This is a genomic window from Trinickia violacea, assembly GCF_005280735.1.
Lineage (GTDB): Bacteria > Pseudomonadota > Gammaproteobacteria > Burkholderiales > Burkholderiaceae > Trinickia_A > Trinickia_A violacea.
This window is the reverse complement of record NZ_CP040078.1, coordinates 617,149-637,732: the sequence shown is the minus strand read 5'-3', so window position 1 is coordinate 637,732 and position 20,584 is coordinate 617,149. Positions and strand designations below refer to the sequence as shown.

Genomic DNA, 20,584 nt, shown 5'->3' with positions numbered 1-20,584 from the left:
GCTTTCGGACCGCAGCGGCAAATGAACGGGCGTACGCGATTCGCGTACGCCCTCGCGAGATGGCGGTTAAGGCAAGGAAACGGGCGGGATTGTCAGGCGGCGAGCCGCGGGCGCGGCTTCGGACATTTACTTACAAATGTGACGCCGGTGTGGGCGAATCGGCTTCCATCGGACGTTATATTGGACTGCACCGAATAGGAGGACGCTGTCATGAACCACTCATCGAACGCGGCGAAATCGAAGTCGACTCGTATTCGTGTTCTCGCCGCCGTGACCGCTGTCGCCGTGACGGCAGCATGCGGGACCGGTATCGCGGCATTCGCGGGGCTGCTGCCCGCATCGAAGGGCGTGGCGCTGGCCATGACCACGACGCCGTTGATCGACGTGCAATTCGCCGGCGCGACGAATGCGCGCCACCACTTCGTGATCGACCCTGACCCGGGCGCGTTTGCGGTAGAAGTAGAAGCCGCGCGCGGCCATTGCCGGCCGGCGAACCCGCAGGGCTTTGCGATTCGCGAAGTTTCCTTCGCGCCTAGCACGACGCCTTCATCCCTCGCGCCGAATGTCTAGGCCGTCATGAAGCGGGCGCCATGACGCGCGGCGCCCGCCGGCACGCCGGTTCGAACCGCCACGCGCCGCAATCCGCTCAATGCCGCATGTCCGGCAACGACCGGACCAGCGCATTGACGCTCATGTCTTCTTCGAGATCGGGCCAATACAGCTCTTGCCTGTCGATCGAAATCGCAAAGTGACTGCGTTCGTCCGGCGTCGCGGCCGCCAGTACCGGAAACCAGCGCAACGGAAACTCGAGTTCCTGGCCGTCGGACAACTGGAGAAACAGATGAGTGGGATCGAAGCGTACGTCAACGGCGCTGGTTTCCATGGTCGTCTCCAGAGTCCAGAGCAATGGGTCTTCGGCTTACAGAATAGGTCGCGGCTTTGTTGCGTCAAGCACGCCGCCGGCGCCCGCAACGGGGCCGGACAACGCGCATGGCGCGATGTAGGCGGGCGCTGCGCATGCGACGCCTCCGGGCCTCGCACGCCTACAAAAAGCAAACCCCGAGCCAACTAGCGGTTTTCACCTATCAAGCAAACCGCTGTCAGTGCCGATAACGCATTGGACAAGCTGCGACCGACGCCACGTGGAACGCAGCGCCCACGATGCGCCACACCATGCCAGGCAAGCCAACCCTTCTCGATTCGATTCTCGCGACGCCGCCGTCGGGCCACAGCGACGTCACGGCGTCCATTCGCGCGTCGCTGCTGTCGACGCTCTTCGAGAACACCCGCTCGATGCTCATGGCAGGCGCCGCCGGCGCGTTCGTGGCGATGGTCGCGCTGTTCCGCTTGCGCGCGGAATGGGCCCTGTGCTGGCTCATCGCCGATCTCGCGCTGCTTGCGGCACGGTTCGGCATCATCCGCAGCTATGTCGCGCGCAATCGCGCCGAAGCCGTGCATCCGGGCCCCTGGGCGGCCCAATACGCACCGGTTTCGCTCGTCTACTGCCTCACGCTCGGCGCCGGAACGATGGGCTGCGTGATGTCGCCCGACTCCGAGCTGGCCTCGCTTGCGACGATGGTGACGGCCGGCATTCTCGGCGGGGTCGCGTCGCGCAATGCAGCATTGCCGCGCCTCGCCATCGCGCAGATTTGCCTGGGCGCGCTTCCGATCGGCGTGGGCGCCGCGCTCGCGCCGCGCAGCTCGGCGTGGATTCTGATCCCGCCGCTCGCGCTTTATATCGCCGGCATGGCCGCGATCGTCGGACGGCACTACGACAGCCTCGTCGCGCTGATGACCGCGGAGCAAAAGCACGCGGAGCTCGCGGCGCGCTTCGACGCGGCGCTGACCCATATGCCGCACGGCCTCTGCACGATCGACGACGCCGGCAAGGTCGTGATCGCGAACCGCCGGACCGCCGAGCTGTTCGGCGCGACCGTCGAAATGCTGCGGCTCAACGTGCCGCTGCCGGAGTTCATCGGGCACGCCGGCCTGGCGAAGTTCGGGGAGACGCTCCGGCGACAGCTCGTCGAGCGATGCACCGCGTGGCTCGCGGAGGAGCGCACCTCGCTCGACCTGCCGCTCAACGACGGCCGCCGCCTCGAAATGACGCGCAACCCGGTGCCGGACGGCAGCGCCGTCATCATCATCGAAGACGTGACGGAGCGCCGCCTCACCGAAGCCAAAATCCTGCACCTCGCGCGGCACGATCCGCTCACGGGCCTGCCGAACCGCCGCGAACTGTCCGAGCGGCTCAGCCAGTTGCTGGCGCGCAATGCGGCCAATCAAGCGGCGCCGCTCGCGGTGATGTACCTGGACCTCGACGGCTTCAAGCAGGTCAACGACAGCCTCGGCCATCACGCCGGCGACGAAGTCCTGGCCGCCGTCGCGGCGCGCCTGCGCGCGATGCTGCGCTCCGGCGACGGCGAGCTCGTGGCCCGGCTCGGCGGCGACGAATTCGCCGTCATCGTCGAGCACGCCGCGCCTGCCACGAGCGAGGCGCTGGCCGAGCGCGTCATTTACCGGCTCTCCGAGCCCTATTCGCTGTCGACCGGCGAAACGGTCGCCATCGGCACGAGCATCGGCATTGCGTTTGCCGTCAACGGCGACACGTTCGAACGCTTGATGCGGCGCGCGGACGCCGCGCTGTACGACGCGAAGACCGCCGGAAAAGGGACGTTCCGGTTCGCGTCGATCAAAGGGAACAACGAAGCGGTCATCGCCCTGGCGAACCGGCATGCGACCCGCGGCAGCAGCGAGCTGGTTTAGTCGAGCTCGATTTCGCCGCTCTGGTACAGCTCGCCCAAGCGAAGCAATTGCTCGGGCAGCACGCGCTTGAGCGAAAGCGGCGGCAGCGCATCGAGGGCGAAGAAATCGGCGGCATCGGTTTCCAAGCCAGGCGGCGTGCCCGGCGTGACGACTTCGCCGAGAAACACCAGCAGCCAGATGTGGAAGAGCGTCGGCGGATGCGCATGCTTGCGCTGGTCCCAAGCCGCAAGGAGCCGCGTCACGCGCACCGTAAAACCGCTCTCCTCCTGGACTTCACGCACCGCGTTTTCCACCGGCGTCGCACCGATGTCGGCCCATCCGCCCGGAAGCGACCAAAGGCCGTCCGTTTTTTCGCGCACGAGCAGCACGTGGCCGGCTTCGTTGAACACCGCGCATCGAACGCCGATCTTGGGATTGGCGTAGCCCTGCTCCTTCGAGAACAGCTGCGCGACTTCCTCCGTGTCGAAGTTGGCGATTTCGGCGAGCTGCGCGTGAGCGATGCTCTCGATTTCCTGATAGCGCTCGGCGTCGAACGGGGCCTTCGTATAGTGAAGGCCGGTTTGCGCAAGCGCGAGCAAGCGGCGCGCTTGCTCCAAACGTCGATTCGTCAAGTTGGGTCCTCACCGGTCGCTGCTGGAAGCGCTTAGGTTAGCAGCGTCGGCGTTTGCGTTGAAATGGCCGTGACCCTGACGGCGCGTTATCTCGATGTAAGCCGCTGCCGCGTCGGCGGCAGCGGCGTCAACCGCGGCCGCGATTCACTGGCCAAAGAAAATGTCGCATTGCGGCCGTGACAGACAGGTGGTATTCGTGCGCATGCCGCCCGCAGCGCTGCGCGTATCCGAAACGCCGCCATAGGCCGTATCCGTACTCGATTGCGCGGACGTATCCGCGTTCTGCATCATCTGCGCCTGACCCTGCGACTGCTGGTCCGCCGGCTGCATATCGGCGGCGCTCGCCGCACCCGCCGCCGCGAGGAGCAGCGCACCCGCTATCGGCAATACAAAGCGTGATTTCATCTCGACACTCCTTTCATGCTGTGCCAATTGCCCGAATGAAAATCGCGGCAACTCGCTAGCCTGGACGGGTTGGCGCGCCGGCATCCGACCAGCGTGCAACGGCCCGGGAAGTGGACGTTATTGACGTAAGCGCTGGAAAGCTGAAACCGATTTCCAGCGCATGACGCTAATGCCGAATTGGCGGATTAGCGCTGGCAGCTACGTGCGGAAAGGGCGCACGCAATTCTGCGCATCATGACTTCGTGAGTCGGCGAACGCGAATAAGGCCGCGCCGCTTCAATCAATATAGGGAATGCGGCAGGCATTACCAGACAAAACTGCCGCACGAATCAAAGCGGCTCCGCGCCCTCGGTTTCGAGGTCGAGCGACCAAGCCGGCACGACCCGATTGCGACCCTGGCTCTTAGCGGCATACAACGCGTTGTCGGCGCGCGCCAACAGGTCCGCGAGCGGTTCGCCGTCGCGGTATTCGTCGATGCCGGCGCTGAAGGTGCACGACAGCTCCGCGTCCGCCACCTTGCAGCGCGATGCCGACACGCCCACGCGCAGCCGGTCGATCATGCCGGCCGCCGCTTCGCCTTCGTCGGCCGTAAAGAACACCGCAAATTCCTCGCCGCCGAGACGGCCGAAGAGATCGCACGGGCGCAGATTGTCGGCGACGACCGACGCGAAATGCGCGAGCACGAGATCGCCGCTCGCGTGGCCGTGCTTATCGTTGATGGCCTTGAAGTGATCGATGTCGACGATCGCCATGAAGAGCCGCCCTTTCGTGCCCTTCCGCGATTTCGCCATCGCGTGCGCCTGCGCGAGAAACGCGCGGCGCGCGACCGCGCCCGTCAGTTCGTCGACGTTTGCGAGGCGTTCGAGCTGCTCGGCCATGCGGTCGTGCGCGAGCATCACCATGCCGATCGACATGCACGGCAGCATCAGAATGCCGAGCCCGAGAAACGCGATGTTGAGCGGCGTCGATTCCAGCAGCGTGTGCTGCTGAACGAGCCCGAAGCCGTAGGTCAGGCCGCGCACCGCGTGCCCCGCGCCGCCGAGAAACGCGACGATCGTCACGAAACGGTAGGCGTACTTCGGCCGCTGCGGCGGACGCGCCCGCAACGCTTGCCAGCCCACCGCCATGTAGATGTAAGCGTGAAACGCGGAGACCGCTGCGATGCGCACGTAGATGTCGGGCGTGTCGTAAGTCCAGTACGCGATCGCCAGCATCGTGGCGCCGAGCGCCGCGTATTCCGGCCACCACGCGCGCCGCCGGCCAAAAAACAGGCGGCAGCCGTGCAGCACCAGCAGCACGGCGTAGGCAAGCAAGCCGTTTGCGCAAAGAATCGTGATGCCGCGCGGCGCATGCCCTTGCATGGCGAACAGCACGAACGAGACGATCGATATGGCGTTGGCGCCGATCCAGTACGTCACCCCCGGAATCGCGGCGGAGCGCAACGAACCGAGCACCGCCATGCTCATGAGGCCGGAGAGAACGGTGACGGCAAGTATGCTGACTGGGCTCAATAGCATAGGCGCGCGGGAGGAGGTGCCGCCAAAACTCCGCAACGTGTGTACACAAACCGGTTAACGGCCGCCGTAACGCACTCTTGATGCCGATACGCCGAATTGTTGCGTACGCAACTAAGTTTGCAATCGCACCGCTTGCGCTACGAGCGGATGCCGAAAAAGCTGTGCCAGAGGGAATTGAATACGCCGGCGTGACGCTGGTCTTGGGTCGAGGGTTCGTCCGCTTGTTTGTCCGCTGCTGCGTCCGCTGTTTCGTCTGCTGTTTCGTTTTTAGGCGGCTCCGGTTCGGCGGCGGAGGCGGATTGGGCGGCCGATGCGGCTGCCGGCTCCTCGGCCCGCGTTTCGGCCTCGGCGAAATTCGCCGGCGCGGGCGCGGGTGCCGGCGCTTTACGCGATTCATGCAGCGCCCACACGCTATTGGCAATGCGCGTCGCAAGCGGAACGTCGCAATCGCGGCCGAGCAGCACGCCGAACAGCACATCGCGGTTGTGCCCGTCCTCCGCGAAGCGCATCGCCACTTTCACGAGTTCCGCGTACGACGCATCGGCGGCGTGTTGAGCCTGCGCCTCACGCTCGGCCTTCGCGCGCTTTTCCTGTTCCTGCTGGCGGCCGTGGCGCCGCATCTCGTCCGCGTACACGGCGTCGTACACCTTGCGCTGCAAAGGGTCCGACAGGATCGTGTAAGCCTCCTTGATCTCCAGAAACGCCGCACGCGCCTGCTCCTCGCGGCCCACGTTGCGATCGGGGTGCCACTTCATCACGGCCTTGCGATACGCGGCCTTGATTTCGTCGACGGTGGCGTCCTCGCGCACACCCAGCGTGTCATATAGCGTCGCCATCCATTGCTCGATCCAAGTTGCATGCCGGGCCATCGTAGCACGCATGCATGGCAGCACCGGGACGCTCGGGCAGCGTCCCGCGCGGGCAATACCATGGCGCCAAGCGCTCAGCCGGCAACGCAGCCGCACTATATCGACGTTGTTTCCCCATAAAACAATTTCGCTTTCCCTCGTAAGAATCTTCGTCTTCGAACGACTCAACCGGGTCTTGCCCCGCTAACCGGATACAAAACGAAGGCGCCACCGTGGACGATATCGATTTCACCTGCACGATGTGCGGCAACTGCTGCCACGACCTGCGCCTGCCGTTGACTGTCGACGAAGCGACGGCCTGGATCGAACGCGGCGGGCAGGTTCAAGTCCTGTGCGAAGCGCTGCCCTGGCTCGAGGAGCCCGGCGCGAACGATCTGCAGGCCCAGCACAAGCGCAAGCGCTCGTTTGCCGCGACGAGCGGTACGCTGCCCGCGCGCGTCATCGTCGTTTTGGCGGGAACGTTCGCCGGTCCGTGTCCGAATCTCGGGCCGGACATGCGCTGCGGAATTTACGAGGACCGCCCGCTCGTCTGCCGGATCTATCCCGCCGAGATCAATCCGTTCGTGCCGCTCGTGCCGAGCCACAAGGGCTGTCCGCCCGAAGCGTGGGCGCCGTCGACGCCGTACGTCAGGCACGGCACGATCGTCGACGCGGCGCTGCGCGACCTGATCGCGCGCTCGCGCAGCGCGGACGAGCGCGAAGCGCCGTTGAAACGGGAGGTGTGCGCCGCGCTCGGCATCGACCGCGCCGCGGTTTCCAACGAAGGCTTTGTCGCGCACACGCCGCAAGCCGCTGAACTGCATGCCGCATTGAAGCAGGCCCGTGCTTCGGCCGATCTACCGGACGATGCGCGCACGGAGACGTCGTGGTCGTTCGTATCGAACCAGCGCAAGATGGTGGATGTGCTGGTGTCGGTTGGCGCACAGGGCGAGTTCGTCGATGCCGCATCTGAATCGCCGCCCGCCGCGTATGAGTATTTGGGATTCCTGGCCCCATCGGCCTAGCCGTTTTGCCCCTGTCTGGAGAGACTCCATGTTGAAATGCATCGGCAGATATTTCGCGCTCGCGTGCCTGTTGTTCGCGTCCGGACTCGCGGCGGCCGGCGAACGGCCGTTCGACCAGGCCGCCTTCGACCAACTGAAGGCCGAAGGCAAGCCGGTCGTCGTCTACTTCCACGCGACGTGGTGTCCGACCTGCAAGATCCAGCAGCCGATCGTCGACCGGCTCAGCGCGTCGGCCCGCCTGAAAGACGTGACGCTCTTCGAAGCCGACTACGACAAGGAAGTCGCGCTCAAGCGTGCGTTGCACGTGACGCAGCAATCGACGTTCGTCGTCTTCAAGAACGGGCACGAAGTCGCCCGTTCGACCGGTGAGACCACCGAGCCGGCGATCAAGAACACGCTCGACAAGGCGCTGTGATGGACATGGCCGGCGGCGCCTTCGCGTGGAGCACGTACGGTCTCGGCCTGCTGGCCGGCGCGCTGTCGACGCTCTCGCCATGCGTGCTGCCGCTGATCCCGATCCTGATGGCCTCGGCGCTCGCCGCTCATCGCCTGGGGCCGCTCGCGCTCGCGGCCGGGCTCGGGCTTTCGTTTGCCGCGATCGGCATTTTTCTGGCTGCCGCCGGCGCGTCGCTCGGCCTCGATGACGACGTGCTCCGCAAGATCGCAGCGGTGCTGCTGATCGCGTTCGGCGTCGTCATGCTGTCGCGCCGCTTGCAGGCGCATTTCGCGAGCGGCGTCTCCCCGCTCGCCGACCGTGCCCAAGGGTGGCTCGCCAAGCTGAAAGGCGAAACGGTGCTCGGCCAGTTCGGCATCGGCCTCCTGCTCGGCGCGGTGTGGGCGCCGTGCGTCGGTCCGACGCTCGGCGCCGCGACCACGCTCGCTGCGCAAGGCAAGCACCTCGGCAACATCGCGGCGCTGATGGCGTGCTTCGGCATCGGCGCCGCGCTGCCGCTCATGCTGCTGGGCACGTTCTCGCGCGCAGCGCTCGTCAAGTTTCGAGGCCGCGTCGGCGCGATCGGCGCGGCCGGACGGGTTGCGCTCGGCACGCTGTTCGTCGCGTTCGGCGTCTTGATCGTGACCGGCCTCGATCGCCAACTCGAATCCGCGCTGCTCGCGCTGAGCCCCGACTGGCTGACCGCGCTGACCACTTCCATCTGAGCTGCAGGCTCGCGTCTGCCCAGGCGCGCGTCCGCGGCAAAGAACGCTTGCGGGTCAAGCACTTGGTCGGCCTGTGCCCAAGTTACCCACAGCCTTGCCAACAAAAAATGGGGATAAGTTCAGGGCCGGCCGACCGGCGACGCTCGATCGATCCGATAAGCCGGCCAGCCTGGCGAATGCCGATTTTTCTTTCATCCCGCATATTGGCGTATCCCCTGGCTGGACACGGTATTAAGGCCGGATAGCATGGATGCGTCAGTGCTCCGCCATTGCGGACGGCTGATCCGAGCAATTACGGCGTTAAGCGCCCGCCCTTTACGGGGCGGGCTTTTTTTTGTCGACTCGAGTTATCGCTTCAGCGATTACTCGGGTCCCATGCAAAGCTGCTCTCATCGCGTATCGGCTAGTAAAACAACGAATGGATAAATTAACGATTTGGATAAAGAAAACTAATGCTTGATTTTGCCGCTCAATTGGATTTGAATGACGAGTCTCGGATTGCCACGCGCTCCGAATAGATTCACCGGCGGACTAAAGCGGTTAATTTCATCGAGAGCTTTAATGCGCCGGATTGTTTCAGAAATGTTCTCAGTGCGCCGCCCCCCGACGCAAAACGCAGCACGTTCGCACACAACCCCGGGAAACGAGTATGAGCGAGAAAAAGAAAGCGCTAGTCGACACCGCCACGCGGTTATTTGCGCAACACGGCTATCACGCTGTGGGAATCGATCGCATTATCGCCGAGTCCCAAGTGGCAAAGATGACGATGTATAAGTACTTTCCGTCGAAGAGCAAGCTCGTCGTCGAAGTACTGAATACCCAAAACGCGGCACGCGCCGCCGATATCGCTGCGGCAGTCGCGCCGCATTCCGATCCATTGGAAAAACTGCATGCGGTTTTCCTTTGGCATAACACGTGGATCAATTCGGATGCTTTCACCGGCTGCATGTTCACCAATGCGGCCGCCGAATTCCATGCCGAAGAAAACGAAATTCTCGCGGCGGCATCGGCGCAAAAAGAGGGATTTATCCGCATGCTCGCGGGCATTCTCGCCGACATCCTCGATGCCGAAAACGCGGAGAAAGCTGCGCGCCGCTGCGCCATGCTGCTCGACGGCGCGGCGATTGCCGCGCAGGTCAGCGGCCGCCACGACGCCGCGCTCGATGCGTGGGAGATGGCAGCGGCCCTCATCGAAAACGAACGCCTGCAAGTCGCCTGATGCGCCACAGACGGGCCGCGCCAGCGGTTGCGGCCCGCCTGCGGTGAGAACATTCGGGAGCCCGCGCCGCTCGAACCGAGAGCGGCAAGCCTCACGCGACGCCCGTCGCGGTGCGCCGATCGTGCGCTTTAAAAAGGCCGCGGCCAAAATCCGAGATCGCGTTACACTCAGTCCGTACAATCACATCCAACGACGACTCGAGGACACGTTCGATGCGCACTACCGGCTCATCCGGAGCAATGACCCTGCTCACCGAATTCGACGAGGCGAACAGCCGCGAAGTCCGTTCGCTGCGGCTCGAGGCAACCGCCGACGGCAAAGGCATTCTTCTGATCGATATCGATGAACGCAAGCCCGGCATCCATCGGGAAGTGCGCTACGAAATCACGCCTGCCGAACTGATCGCAGCGATCCGCGCACATGGGGCCGAGCTGCCCGGCGAGCATCACGCGCGCTGAACCTGCCGAACCTCAAGCCTCACCTTCGTTTGCACGCCCCGGCGGCCCGCACCTTGGCGCGCCGTGACACCGCCTTCTGAGCGGCGCCGCTAAAGCGGCGCTGCTAGCCTTCCTTTTTTCCATTCCGCCCCAAGTTTTGGACTGCGCCGTCTGCGCGATATTGAATAAACTGGAAGACGTTAGTACGCGCATGGGCATTGCGCAGGCAACGCTCACCGTTTACTGAAATGCGTGATAATTCGAAAGTTTTCAAACCGCCTAACAGACCTATTCCAAGGCCGAGGAAGTAAGCCGATGCTACATGACCTCGTCGTGCGCTATGGCCCCGCGCTCGTATTTGCCAACGTGCTGGCCGCGTCGCTGGGTTTGCCTGTTCCCGCGCTGCCCACGCTCGTCCTATTCGGAGCCATGGCCGCGCTCCATCCCGAATCGGTCGGGGCGCAGCTCGCGCCCGTTTTGATTCTTTCGGTATTCGCCACGCTCATCGGCGATAGCGCCTGGTTCCTCGCCGGCCGCATTTACGGCGGCAACACGCTGAAAACCATTTGCAAGCTTTCGTTGTCGCGCGACACGTGCGTGAAGAAAACGGAGCGTTTCTTCGGCCGCTGGGGCGTGCGCGTATTGGCCGTGGCGAAGTTCGTGCCGGGGCTGTCGATCGTCTCGATCCCGATGGCCGGCGCGATGAACACGCCCTACCGCAACTTCCTTTTGTACGACGGTATTGGCGCGGCGATCTGGGCGGGCGTCGGGCTCGTGGTCGGCGCGGTCTTTTCGCAACAGATCGACATGCTGTTCGCGGGCATCAACCGGCTTGGCAAAGCCGCGGCGCTTATCGCCGTTGTGCTCTTGCTGCTTTACGCGGCCTATCGCTGGACGCGCCGCCGCGCGCTCCTCAAGAAGCTCGCGGCCGCGCGCATCAAAGTCGACGAACTGTACGACCTGATGCGCCAGGAGCAAACGCCGATCGTCTTCGACATCCGCTCGGACGAAAAGCGTGTGCTCGATCCGTACGTGATTCCCGGCGCGGTGTTCGCCGACGAGCGTCATCTCGAGGACATCGTCAAAACCTACCGTCCCGAGCAGAAGCTCGTCATCTATTGCTCGTGCCCGAACGAAGTGTCGGCCGCGTGGATGGCGAAGCAACTGAGCGAGGCCGGCTTCAACGACGTGGTGCCGCTGCTCGGCGGCATCGATGCGTGGCGCGATGCCGGTCGCCCGTTGTCGCCGCTGCCCGCGGCGACAACGACGATGCCGGACGCGGCCGCGGAGCCCACGCCGAAGGCCGTCTAAGCCGCCTGTTCACGCCCGCCGCTCACCAAGCGGCGCATGCACCGGCGGGTTCGCCAAATCCGCCGGGCGCCGCGTGTCGCCGGTTTCCCATTTCCCCCAAGGAGTCTTCCGAATGCCTGCGTCAAGCGATGTCGAAGGACAACCGGTAGTCGAAGCACCGTACTCGTCGCTGCATACGCGGCTCCATCAGTTGCATCCGCAACTCAGCCCCGAGGAAATCAACCGGATGCGCCGCTTCGGCACGGAGAAGCGCTGCGAATCGGGCGAGCTGCTGTTCCAGACCGGCCGCCCCGGCCCAGGGATGTTCGTCCTGCTGAGCGGCACCGTTCGCGTCCTGCAGCGCGACGCCTTCGGCAACGAGCATCTGGTCGTCGAGCATCACGCAGGCGGCTTCATGGCCGAAGTCGGCCAGCTCTCGGGGCGGCATTCGCTCGTCGACGGCGTGGCGGTTGGCCCCGTCGACGTCCTCCTCATTCCGCCCGACCAACTGCGCGCGTTGATCATCGCCGAAGCGGAGCTCGGCGAGCGGATCATGCGCTCGCTGATCCTGCGGCGCGTCGCGCTGATCGAGCACGGCGCGGGCGGCCCGGTGCTGATCGGAAACAGCAACGAGGCGCGGCTCGTCGCGCTGCAAGGGTTTCTGTCGCGCAACGGCCATCCGCACACGGTGCTCGACATGGGCGCCGACAACGATGCGCGCACGCTCGTCGAAAACTTTTCGGCCGAGCCCGACGATTTGCCGCTCGTGATGTGTCCCGACGGCACCGTGCTGCGCCGTCCGAGCGACGGGCTGCTCGCGTCGAAGCTCGGCCTGCTGCCGGACCTGGACGACTCCTGCGTGTACGACGTCGCCATCGTCGGCGCCGGGCCGGCCGGTCTCGCGACCGCGGTTTATGCGGCGTCGGAAGGGCTGTCGGTGATCGTGTGCGATTTGCGGGCACCGGGTGGCCAAGCGGGCTCGAGCGCACGAATCGAAAACTACCTTGGCTTTCCGACCGGCATTTCGGGGCAAGCCCTCGCGGGGCGCGCATTCGTCCAGGCGCAGAAATTCGGCGCGCACGTGGCCATCCCCGTGACGATCACGGCGCTCCATTGCGGCGAGCGGCCATACCGGCTGGAGACGGGATGCGGCGGTTCGATCTCCTCGCGCTCGGTGGTGATCGCAAGCGGCGCGGTGTATCGGCGGCCGAATATCCAAGGTCTCGACAAGTTCGACGGGCGCGGCGTGTACTACTGGGCTTCGCCCGTGGAAGCGCGCCTGTGCAAGCATGCGGAAGTCGTGCTGGTGGGCGGCGGAAACTCCGCCGGGCAGGCCATCGTCTATCTCGCGACGCACGCGAAGCACGTGCACGTGCTGATCCGCAGAAGCGGCTTTGAAGCGACGATGTCGCGCTATCTGATCGACCGGATCGACGCCTTGCCGAACGTGACCGTGCATCCGCATTCGGAAATCGGCAGCCTCGAAGGCGATGAGAGCGGACTGGGCGCGGTCGTGTTGAAGGAGCCGCTCCCCGACGGCACGACGCGCTTCGACGTGCGGCATCTGTTCTTGTTCACGGGCGCCGATCCGAACACCGATTGGCTGCGTACCTGCAGTGTCGAACTCGACCCCAAGGGCTTCGTGCTGACCGGCTCGGATGGCCCGAACGAAGCACGCGGCAACGCGCCGGGAGCCCCGCTCAGTTCGAGTCTGACGACGAGCGTCGAAGGCGTGTTCGCGATCGGCGACGCGCGCGCGGGCTCGACCAAGCGGGTGGCCGCGGCCGTGGGCGAAGGCGCAGCGGTGGTCGCGCAGATTCACAAGATGCTTGCGGCGCACGCTGGAGAAGCGGTGGAAGGCGGCTGCTAGCGGGCTGGTTGCGGCCGTGGCAGCACGAGCCGCCCTGCCGCTACGAAGTCCGTTCGGCCCATCATTACCTTCGCATCCCTAAATAATTCACCGACAAGCAATCCACGCCGAACGTGGATTGCGCGGCCTAGGCGCCGTTCGCGCCGGCCATCGATCCTAAAACAGCCTAGGCGTACCCACCCAGACAACCATCGTTTCGATGTTCCCGTTGTTCATCCAGGCATGCGGGACCGTCGATTCGTAGTGCGCGCTGTCTCCGGCGTGCAGCTCGAACGTCTTGCCTTCGAGCGTCAGCACCATCTGACCTGCGATCACATACAGAAACTCTTCGCCCGCATGCGTGGTGACCTCGGAACGCCGCTGTCCCGGCGGCAGGCGCACGAGGATGCTTTCCAACTGGCGGCCGCCGGTCGAATTCGTCAACCGCGCGAAAAGATTCGCCGAATTCGCAAAGCTGAAAAACTTCAATTGATCGGCGCGGCATACCGAGCGCTCCTCGCTCGGCGTCTCGACGAAATACTGCATCGTCACGCCGAGCGCGCCAGCGATGCCCTTCAGCGACGTCAGCGACGGCGAAGCGAGCCCGCGCTCGACTTGCGACAAGAACGGCTTCGAAATACCGGCTGCGGTTGCAGTTTCGTCGAGCGTGCGCTTGAGGCGCTGTCTGAGCGCGCGGATCTTGCTGCCCAACTCCGAGGAGGAGTGGACGTTTTCGAGTGTAGAGACCATACCAGTCCGTAGTTCGCCAGCCAAAAACAGGTTGATGCTGGTTAATTTTGTTTGATGAATGCGGGGCGCACGATGCCGGGCAGCCGAGGCGAAGGGGACGCGCAATTTAGAGACAACGCTCTATCTTGCCAGAGGCAAATCGTAAGGCGTATATCAAAGCTTCAGCAATCGGGGAATCAACGATATCAAGATACCGAGGGGCTGGCGCGGGCTTTCGAGAGGCAAACGTTTCCGCCCCACTTACATCGTCTTAAATCGGCACGTCAGTGAATTCCCGTAGTGACGTCCGTGACTTTCCTCTGGACAATCTCGCCACCCTGCGAGTCGCTAAAACTTACGATTCGCCTTCGCAACGAATGCCCACGCAGCGATCCTGCGCGCCGGCTTTCTCAAGCACGCCCCACCGGGCGGTCGCCGACACCTTAGAAATGACTTATCTTTCCACGCCCCCGCCTGCGCGCTCTCATCCTGCCCTCGTCTCGTAGAGGTCATTCGTCGCGCGCCAAATTCCGCGTTTTTTTGCTACCGGTATCATTGCGCGCTTTCGATCTACGCCGCCGCAATCCTGGCTCGACTGGGTATGGCGCGACTCAAGTTTCAAATAAGAGGTCCTCGATGAACCAACCGATATCGCAGACCCGCTCGTTTACCACGGTCTTCCTGATCGAAATGTGGGAACGCTTCGGGTACTACGGGATGGCAGCCCTGCTTGTCCTGTTCATGATCGACAAGCTCGGCTTCACCGACAGCCACGCGAACCTCACATGGGGCGCCTTTACCGCGCTCGTCTACGCGTCGCCGTCGATCGGCGGCTGGATCGGCGACAAGGTGCTCGGCGCGCGCCGCACGATGGTGTTCGGCGCACTCGTGCTGTGCGGCGGCTACCTGATGCTCTCGATCCCCAACGACAGCCTCGCATTCATGTATGCGTCGCTGGGCGTGATCGTCGTCGGCAACGGTCTCTTCAAGGCGAACGCGGCGAACCTCGTGCGCCGCATCTACGAAGGCGACGACGCGCGCATCGACAGCGCGTTCACGATCTACTACATGGCGGTCAACATCGGCTCGACGGTCTCGATGCTCGCGACGCCGTGGATCAAGGACCACTGGGGCTGGCACGAAGCCTTCGCGGTATGCTGCGCCGGCATGCTGCTCGGCGTGATCAATTTCCTGCTGATGCACCGCTCGCTGTCGCGCATCGGCTCGCTGCCCGACGACCAGCCGATCCGCTGGGGCCGTGTCGGCGCGATCGCCGTGGGCGGCGTGGCGCTCGGTCTTGCAACGATGTTCGTGCTGCAGCACAAGGCCGTGGCCGTCGCGTGCGTGTATGCGGCGGGCGTCGCGATTCTCGCGATCTTCGCCTACATGCTTGCCAAATGCGCAAGCTCCGAGCGCGCGGGCCTGATCGCGGCGCTCGTGCTGACGCTGCAATCGATCCTGTTCTTCATCTTCTATCAGCAGATGTCGACGTCGCTCACGCTGTTCGCGCTGCGCAACGTCGATCCGGGCTTCTCGGTGTTCGGCGTGCATCTGTTCTCGTGGAGCGCCGCGCAGTTCCAAGCGCTCAATCCGATCTGGATCATGCTGCTGAGCCCGTTCCTCGCGATCCTCTATACGCGTCTCGCCACGAGCGGCAACGACGTGCCGGTGGCCGGCAAGTTTGCGATGGGCTTCGTGGTGGTAGCCGCGGGCTTCTTCGTCTATGCGATCAGCGGACGCTATGCCGTCGACGGACGCGTGTCGTCGTGGTTCATGGTGTGGGGCTACGGCCTCTACTCGCTCGGCGAATTGCTCGTGAGCGGCCTCGGTCTCGCGATGATCGCCCGCTACGTGCCGACGCGCATGAGCGGCTTCATGATGGGCGCGTATTTCGTCGCGACGGGCGTGTCGCAATACCTCGGCAGCGTGGTCGCGAACTTTGCGGAGATGCCGTCGAACGAGCTGAGCCCGCTGCAGTCGCTGCCGATGTATACGAAGCTCTTCTTTGGTCTCGGCTGGCTCGCCGCGGGGGGCGCACTGCTGGCGTTCCTGCTGCTGCCGTTCATGGGCAAGCTCTCGCGTCGGCATCATCAAGGCGCTGAGCAGCAGCGCGATGATAGGCGCGCGGAAGCGCTTGCGGCTAAGCAGGCGTAAGTCACTTCAGTTGTTTATCGGCGCTTAGGCGCCGAACGCGGACGGACCTGCGCCGTTTGCTTCTTGCAGCAGCGGCTTGAACTGGTTCGGTTAAAGTTCAAGCCGCTGGTCTTCAAGCTTCCCTCCCACCGCTTACGGCTCCATCCTCGCGCGCACGAAGTCGATATGCGACTGCATCGCCGTGCGCGCCTCCTCCGGCTGTCGCGCGCAAATCGCCTCGCACAATTTGCGGTGCTGCATCAGCAACTGATCGGACGCGTTGGCGTCCTGTTCCCTTAACCCCGTTCCGCTCGTCGTGATGTGTTCGCGCAGCATGCCGATCACGCTCGTATGCAAGTGCAGGAACATCGCGTTGTGCGACGCCTGCGCAATCGCCTCGTGCAGTTGGGCGTCCGCTCGTGCTTCGGCGGGCTTGTCGTCGGCGGCGTGCGAGCGCTCCAGCTCGACTAGCAGCGCGCGAATCCGCTTGCGGTCTTCCGCGCTGGCGCGCTGTGCGGCGAAGTACGCGGTCGCTCCTTCGAGCACGCGACGGAACTCCAGAATGTCTTCGCGCAGCGCCGGGTGATCGGCGACCAGTTGCCCCCACGGCGACGCAATGCCTGTACGCAGTTGATCGGTGACGAATACGCCTGAGCCGCGCCGGCTTTGCACCAAGCCGCGCGCCGCGAGCCGCTGGATGGCCTCGCGTATCGTGTTGCGCGATACGTCGTACTGTTCCGCCAGCGCGCGCTCGGCAGGCAGGCGCGAGCCGGCGCGCCAAGTGCCGTCGATCAGCGCAGTCTCCATTTGGCGCATGATGCCTTCGACGCGTCCGCGCGCGGCGTCTCTTGCCGATATCTTCCTTGTTGTCGTCATCACTTTCCCTGCCCTTTGTCTCGCTGCACCGCCTATTGCCGCCCCAACTGGTCCAACCAATTTGAACCCACGCATGTAAGCGGGAATTATGCGCTGGAGCACGCGAAAACCGCACCGGCACGTTGAAATCGCGCGGAATTACGCAGCGGGAAAAGCGGCACACGACATCAGCGAGCGAGACATGATCGAACGGCAATACCCCACCGTGCGCCCCGCGCACGCCTATCTATTCGGCACCTGTCTGGTGGATCTGTTCGTACCGCAGGCCGGGCTCGACGCGGTGCGCCTCCTCGAACGCGAGGGCCTGACCGTTCACTTCCCGCGTGCGCAAAGCTGCTGCGGCCAGCCGGCGTATAGCAGTGGCAATCCCGAGCAAGCGCGCGAGGTAGCGCGCGCGCAACTCGATCTGTTCCGCGAGCCCTGGCCGGTCGTCGTGCCTTCGGGGTCTTGTGCGGGAATGATGCGGCACCATTGGCCGACGCTCTTCGAGCACGATTCGGCCGCCCAAGAGAAAGCGCGTGCTCTGGCCGAGCGCGTTTACGAACTCGGTGAATTCCTGCTGCACGTGCTCAAGGTTCAGTACGCCGACGAATGCGCGGAAGGACTCGCGCAGGAGCGGGTCGTGCTGCACACGTCTTGCGCAGCACGCCGCGAAATGGGAACGCGCGCGCACGGCGTTGAGCTCGTCGATGCGCTGCCCGGCGTCATGCGCATCGAGCATGAACGCGAATCGGAATGCTGCGGTTTCGGTGGCACATTTGCATTGAAGCACCCCGATATTTCCGGTGCGATGGTGCAGGACAAGCTCGCGTCGGCGTGCGCGACAGGCTGCGACCGGTTGGTTTCAGCCGACTGCGGATGTCTGTTGAACATCGGTCATGCCGCCGCGAAGCAAGGCGCGCCGCTGCCGGTCGAACACCTCGCGTCGTTTCTGTGGCGGCGCACCGGCGGCAAGGTCGACGACGCAGGGGAGTCGGCATGAGCACGCTTAGCGCACGCGAACGCATACTCGGGCGGCTGCGCGCCGCCGCGCCCTCGGCCATATTGGATACGTGCGATATCGATGCGCGCATCGACGTTCATTACGAGCAGCAACGTCGACGGGCTGCGTTATCGGCACAGCAACTCGTGCAATCGATGCAAACCGCGCTCATAGCCTCGCACGCCGAAGTCTGGTGCGCCGACGCCGCCTCATGGCCGGCTCTCATAGCGCAACGAATGGCTGCGGCAGGCGTGCGGCGCTTGCTTGTCGATGACGCGTGCGCGGAAGGCGCCGCTCTGACGCGCGCGCTACCCCCATCGGTTGAAGCACGGCCCTTCGCTGCACCGATCGAGAACTGGAAAGCCGAACTCTTCGAGACTGTGGATGCCGGTTTTACCATCGCCCGTTCTGGAATCGCCTCGACAGGTACGCTGATCGTCGAACCCGACACGGGAACGCCGCGTAGCGTGTCGCTCGCGCCGCCGCTGCATATCGCGCTCGTTCATGCGCACACGCTTTATCCCGACATGCACTCGGCAGCCAAAACCGAACGCTGGCGCGAAGGGATGCCGACGAACCTCGTACTGGTCTCCGGCCCGTCGAAGACGAGCGACATCCAGCAAACGCTCGCCTACGGCGCGCATGGGCCGCGCGAACTGTGGGTCGTGATCGTCACGGACGATCACACCGCCAATGAGGCTGCTTTGCATGGGACAGGAGTAAGCCAATGAGCACGAGCCCACTGCACTTCGTCCCCACCGAAGACTTCAAGGCACGCGCCCGCGCGGCACTCGACGATCCGAAGCTGCGCAAGAGCATGCGCGGCGCGATGAACTTCCTGCAAAGCAAGCGCGCGATCCAGTTTCCCGACGCCGATGAACTCGAGCCCCTGCGCGATCTCGGCGAAGCGGTGCGTCAGCACGCGCTGTCACGACTGCCTGATCTGCTTGCGCAACTCGAAGAAAAACTGACCGCCGCCGGCGTACACGTCCATTGGGCCGAGACCGCCGACGAAGCCAACGCCACCATCGAACGGATCGCGAAATCGCACGGCGCGCGACGCATCGTCAAAGGCAAGTCGATGGCGAGCGAAGAGATCGAGCTGAATCACTATCTCGCCGAGCGCGGCATCGACTGCATCGAGGCCGACATGGGCGAGTACATCCTCCAGCTCGCCGGCGAGAAGCCCGTGCACATCGTGATGCCCGCGCTTCACAAGACTAAAGCCGACATCGGCGAGCTGTTCGAAGAACGCATCCCCGATGCGCATTACACCGAGGACGTCGACGAACTCATTCAGACGGGCCGGCGTGCGCTGCGTCAGACGTTCGTCGACGCGGATATCGGGCTCTCGGGTGTCAACTTCGCGGCGGCGGACACCGGCACGCTCTGGCTCGTCGAGAACGAAGGCAACGGGCGCCTCGCGACGACAGTGCCCGACGTGCACATCGCGATCATGGGCATCGAGAAGGTTGTCGAGAAGCTCGAACATATCGTGCCGCTCGCGAGCCTGTTGACGCGATCGGCCACCGGGCAGGCGATCACGACTTACTTCAATCTGATTTCAGGGCCGCGTCGCGAAGGTGAGCTCGATGGTCCGCGCGAAGTTCATCTCGTGCTGCTCGATAACGGGCGCACGCAGGCGTATGCGGACGAACAACTACGCACGACGCTGCAATGTATTCGGTGCGGGGCGTGTATGAATCACTGTCCGGTTTATGCGCGTATCGGTGGGCATGCTTATGGCACGACCTACCCGGGGCCGATCGGCAAGATTATTTCGCCGCATTTGCTTGGGCTCGAGGCGACGGCGGATTTGCCTACCGCGTCGAGTTTGTGCGGGGCTTGTGGAGAGGTTTGCCCGGTGCGGATTCCGATACCGCAATTGCTGATTCGGTTGAGGACAGAGGCGAATCGGAATCCGCATGAAGCAGTTGAGCATCCGTTGCGCGGGCAAGGGGCGAAGTTCAGTCGCGGGGAGCAGTTGATTTGGCGGTTTTGGAGTGGGGCGTTTGGGCATCCGCGGGTGTATCGGGTGTTTCGGTGGGCGGCGACGAGGCTGCGTGCGTTGACGCCGGCGAGACAGATGGGGTGGACGCGGTATCGGATGCCGCTTGAGCCTGCGCGGCGGAGTCTTGCGGATTTGTTGCGGGAGCGGGGACAGGGGGAATAGGCGGAAGGGCTTGGTGCTTCCGTCAATGTCCATGAAATCTACGGCGGTTGCGGCGCGCCGGCTTGCCACGCCTATGGGAGTCGCCAACCCCGACAAGCCGAGAAAAAGGTCTCCACGAAAGTGAAACGATGTCTGCGAATCTCAGGCTGTGAGCCGCTTAGTCTTTAACTGTCCAACTTTGCGGGGTCAGTTCACGCGGCCGGGTTCGTCTCGCTGCGGCTGGCCGGAAAAAACCCGGTGCAAGCCTATCCCGCAAGTGCTTACGGGTCCTCGTTCAGAATGAGATCGCGCTCTCGCTCGAAGATCGGATGCGCAGCAGGATCTCGATCATAAAAAGCCTCTAAGAAGCCTGACTCTTGCCAAGCCTCAGGCGCAATTCTGATCCCACCATTCGTATTTATTTTTGGACGCCAGTTCGATGGCACCGTCGTACTTACGATCTCAAAGCACTCTACTTGGTGCCCCCCCATGTTTGGCCACTCCCCCGCCCGCTCAGACGTCACTATCCCGTAACTACGTTTTCCATCCGGGTCAATCTCGATGCTCATTACATGATAGATACGTCC

The 20,584-nt window shown here is 63.9% G+C and carries 20 protein-coding genes; 13 read left to right on the top strand and 7 right to left on the bottom strand.

The genetic code is table 11. The annotated features are described in order from the left end of the window. Positions 1-210: 210 nt before the first annotated feature. A complete protein-coding gene (locus FAZ95_RS39470) occupies positions 211-570 on the top strand; it encodes a hypothetical protein (protein ID WP_175425747.1) in 360 nt (119 codons plus the stop codon). A gap of 76 nt (positions 571-646) precedes the next feature. Here FAZ95_RS39470 and FAZ95_RS24840 read toward each other — a convergent pair whose 3' ends face one another. Continuing rightward, positions 647-883, bottom strand: a complete 237-nt coding sequence (locus FAZ95_RS24840) for a DUF2442 domain-containing protein (RefSeq protein WP_137335178.1) — start codon at positions 881-883, stop codon at positions 647-649. Between the two features lie 290 nt (positions 884-1,173). Here FAZ95_RS24840 and FAZ95_RS24835 point away from each other — a divergent pair, with 290 nt between their 5' ends. Then, positions 1,174-2,766, top strand: a complete 1,593-nt coding sequence (locus FAZ95_RS24835; protein ID WP_137337580.1) for a sensor domain-containing diguanylate cyclase — start codon at positions 1,174-1,176, stop codon at positions 2,764-2,766. Here the strand turns inward: FAZ95_RS24835 and FAZ95_RS24830 are convergent. The 4 genes from FAZ95_RS24830 to FAZ95_RS24815 all read right to left on the bottom strand — a co-directional run bounded on the left by FAZ95_RS24830 (position 2,763) and on the right by FAZ95_RS24815 (position 6,135). Beyond that, positions 2,763-3,377 (bottom strand): NUDIX hydrolase, encoded by a 615-nt coding sequence (locus tag FAZ95_RS24830; protein WP_137335177.1) that lies wholly within the window; start codon positions 3,375-3,377, stop codon positions 2,763-2,765. The two genes, FAZ95_RS24835 and FAZ95_RS24830, sit on opposite strands and share 4 nt — an antisense overlap. A 144-nt stretch (positions 3,378-3,521) precedes the next feature. Next, the gene (locus FAZ95_RS24825; RefSeq protein ID WP_137335176.1) at positions 3,522-3,782 is read right to left on the bottom strand and encodes a hypothetical protein; all 261 of its coding nucleotides are present in this window, start codon (positions 3,780-3,782) and stop codon (positions 3,522-3,524) included. A 329-nt stretch (positions 3,783-4,111) separates the two neighbouring features. After that, positions 4,112-5,299, bottom strand: coding sequence for a GGDEF domain-containing protein (locus tag FAZ95_RS24820; RefSeq protein WP_137335175.1), 1,188 nt, complete (start codon positions 5,297-5,299; stop codon positions 4,112-4,114). Positions 5,300-5,436: 137 nt separating this feature from the next. Further along, positions 5,437-6,135 (bottom strand): J domain-containing protein, encoded by a 699-nt coding sequence (locus FAZ95_RS24815; protein WP_137335174.1) that lies wholly within the window; start codon positions 6,133-6,135, stop codon positions 5,437-5,439. A 245-nt stretch (positions 6,136-6,380) separates the two neighbouring features. Here FAZ95_RS24815 and FAZ95_RS24810 point away from each other — a divergent pair, with 245 nt between their 5' ends. From FAZ95_RS24810 to FAZ95_RS24780, 7 genes are all read left to right on the top strand, one after another. Next, positions 6,381-7,172: a YkgJ family cysteine cluster protein gene (locus tag FAZ95_RS24810; protein WP_175425746.1), complete on the top strand. Its 792-nt coding sequence runs from the start codon at positions 6,381-6,383 to the stop codon at positions 7,170-7,172. 28 nt (positions 7,173-7,200) lie between these two features. Next, positions 7,201-7,587, top strand: coding sequence for a thioredoxin family protein (locus tag FAZ95_RS24805; protein WP_137335173.1), 387 nt, complete (start codon positions 7,201-7,203; stop codon positions 7,585-7,587). Next, a complete protein-coding gene (locus tag FAZ95_RS24800; protein ID WP_254700278.1) occupies positions 7,587-8,330 on the top strand; it encodes a cytochrome c biogenesis CcdA family protein in 744 nt (247 codons plus the stop codon). The genes FAZ95_RS24805 and FAZ95_RS24800 overlap by 1 nt, the downstream gene beginning before the upstream one ends. A 649-nt stretch (positions 8,331-8,979) precedes the next feature. Then, positions 8,980-9,549 (top strand): TetR/AcrR family transcriptional regulator, encoded by a 570-nt coding sequence (locus tag FAZ95_RS24795; RefSeq protein WP_137335172.1) that lies wholly within the window; start codon positions 8,980-8,982, stop codon positions 9,547-9,549. Between the two features lie 212 nt (positions 9,550-9,761). Further along, positions 9,762-10,007 carry a hypothetical protein gene (locus tag FAZ95_RS24790; RefSeq protein ID WP_137335171.1) on the top strand — a complete coding sequence of 82 codons (246 nt, stop codon included), beginning with the start codon at positions 9,762-9,764 and terminating at the stop codon, positions 10,005-10,007. 294 nt (positions 10,008-10,301) lie between these two features. After that, positions 10,302-11,297 carry a DedA family protein/thiosulfate sulfurtransferase GlpE gene (locus FAZ95_RS24785; RefSeq protein ID WP_137335170.1) on the top strand — a complete coding sequence of 332 codons (996 nt, stop codon included), beginning with the start codon at positions 10,302-10,304 and terminating at the stop codon, positions 11,295-11,297. 112 nt (positions 11,298-11,409) lie between these two features. Beyond that, positions 11,410-13,146, top strand: a complete 1,737-nt coding sequence (locus FAZ95_RS24780) for an FAD-dependent oxidoreductase (protein ID WP_137335169.1) — start codon at positions 11,410-11,412, stop codon at positions 13,144-13,146. 156 nt (positions 13,147-13,302) lie between these two features. Here the strand turns inward: FAZ95_RS24780 and FAZ95_RS24775 are convergent, their stop codons facing one another. Next, positions 13,303-13,875, bottom strand: a complete 573-nt coding sequence (locus FAZ95_RS24775) for a helix-turn-helix domain-containing protein (protein ID WP_137335168.1) — start codon at positions 13,873-13,875, stop codon at positions 13,303-13,305. A 615-nt stretch (positions 13,876-14,490) separates the two neighbouring features. Between FAZ95_RS24775 and FAZ95_RS24770 the strand changes: the two genes are divergently transcribed. Beyond that, positions 14,491-16,008 (top strand): peptide MFS transporter, encoded by a 1,518-nt coding sequence (locus FAZ95_RS24770; RefSeq protein ID WP_137335167.1) that lies wholly within the window; start codon positions 14,491-14,493, stop codon positions 16,006-16,008. A 132-nt stretch (positions 16,009-16,140) separates the two neighbouring features. On the opposite strand, the gene FAZ95_RS24765 is transcribed toward FAZ95_RS24770, so the two are convergent. After that, positions 16,141-16,863: a FadR/GntR family transcriptional regulator gene (locus FAZ95_RS24765; RefSeq protein ID WP_254700277.1), complete on the bottom strand. Its 723-nt coding sequence runs from the start codon at positions 16,861-16,863 to the stop codon at positions 16,141-16,143. 181 nt (positions 16,864-17,044) lie between these two features. Here FAZ95_RS24765 and FAZ95_RS24760 point away from each other — a divergent pair, with 181 nt between their 5' ends. The 3 genes from FAZ95_RS24760 to FAZ95_RS24750 are packed head-to-tail and all read left to right on the top strand — an operon-like array spanning position 17,045 to position 20,018. After that, positions 17,045-17,845, top strand: a complete 801-nt coding sequence (locus FAZ95_RS24760; RefSeq protein ID WP_137335166.1) for a (Fe-S)-binding protein — start codon at positions 17,045-17,047, stop codon at positions 17,843-17,845. Next, on the top strand, positions 17,842-18,576 hold the full coding sequence (locus FAZ95_RS24755; RefSeq protein ID WP_137335165.1) for a LutC/YkgG family protein: 735 nt from the start codon (positions 17,842-17,844) through the stop codon (positions 18,574-18,576). The genes FAZ95_RS24760 and FAZ95_RS24755 overlap by 4 nt, the downstream gene beginning before the upstream one ends. Continuing rightward, on the top strand, positions 18,573-20,018 hold the full coding sequence (locus tag FAZ95_RS24750) for a LutB/LldF family L-lactate oxidation iron-sulfur protein (protein ID WP_137335164.1): 1,446 nt from the start codon (positions 18,573-18,575) through the stop codon (positions 20,016-20,018). The genes FAZ95_RS24755 and FAZ95_RS24750 overlap by 4 nt, the downstream gene beginning before the upstream one ends. Positions 20,019-20,584: the final 566 nt, after the last annotated feature.

Coding starts and splice junctions, on each gene's coding strand:
- FAZ95_RS24750 (WP_137335164.1), top strand. CDS start 18,573: ATGAGCACGAGCCCACTGCACTTCGTCCCCACCGAAGACTTCAAGGCA.
- FAZ95_RS24800 (WP_254700278.1), top strand. CDS start 7,587: ATGGACATGGCCGGCGGCGCCTTCGCGTGGAGCACGTACGGTCTCGGC.
- FAZ95_RS24795 (WP_137335172.1), top strand. CDS start 8,980: ATGAGCGAGAAAAAGAAAGCGCTAGTCGACACCGCCACGCGGTTATTT.
- FAZ95_RS24820 (WP_137335175.1), bottom strand. CDS start 5,299: ATGCTATTGAGCCCAGTCAGCATACTTGCCGTCACCGTTCTCTCCGGC.
- FAZ95_RS24775 (WP_137335168.1), bottom strand. CDS start 13,875: ATGGTCTCTACACTCGAAAACGTCCACTCCTCCTCGGAGTTGGGCAGC.
- FAZ95_RS24790 (WP_137335171.1), top strand. CDS start 9,762: ATGCGCACTACCGGCTCATCCGGAGCAATGACCCTGCTCACCGAATTC.
- FAZ95_RS24840 (WP_137335178.1), bottom strand. CDS start 883: ATGGAAACCAGCGCCGTTGACGTACGCTTCGATCCCACTCATCTGTTT.
- FAZ95_RS24765 (WP_254700277.1), bottom strand. CDS start 16,863: ATGACGACAACAAGGAAGATATCGGCAAGAGACGCCGCGCGCGGACGC.
- FAZ95_RS24835 (WP_137337580.1), top strand. CDS start 1,174: ATGCCAGGCAAGCCAACCCTTCTCGATTCGATTCTCGCGACGCCGCCG.
- FAZ95_RS24755 (WP_137335165.1), top strand. CDS start 17,842: ATGAGCACGCTTAGCGCACGCGAACGCATACTCGGGCGGCTGCGCGCC.
- FAZ95_RS24780 (WP_137335169.1), top strand. CDS start 11,410: ATGCCTGCGTCAAGCGATGTCGAAGGACAACCGGTAGTCGAAGCACCG.
- FAZ95_RS24760 (WP_137335166.1), top strand. CDS start 17,045: ATGATCGAACGGCAATACCCCACCGTGCGCCCCGCGCACGCCTATCTA.
- FAZ95_RS24825 (WP_137335176.1), bottom strand. CDS start 3,782: ATGAAATCACGCTTTGTATTGCCGATAGCGGGTGCGCTGCTCCTCGCG.
- FAZ95_RS39470 (WP_175425747.1), top strand. CDS start 211: ATGAACCACTCATCGAACGCGGCGAAATCGAAGTCGACTCGTATTCGT.
- FAZ95_RS24785 (WP_137335170.1), top strand. CDS start 10,302: ATGCTACATGACCTCGTCGTGCGCTATGGCCCCGCGCTCGTATTTGCC.
- FAZ95_RS24815 (WP_137335174.1), bottom strand. CDS start 6,135: ATGGCGACGCTATATGACACGCTGGGTGTGCGCGAGGACGCCACCGTC.
- FAZ95_RS24805 (WP_137335173.1), top strand. CDS start 7,201: ATGTTGAAATGCATCGGCAGATATTTCGCGCTCGCGTGCCTGTTGTTC.
- FAZ95_RS24770 (WP_137335167.1), top strand. CDS start 14,491: ATGAACCAACCGATATCGCAGACCCGCTCGTTTACCACGGTCTTCCTG.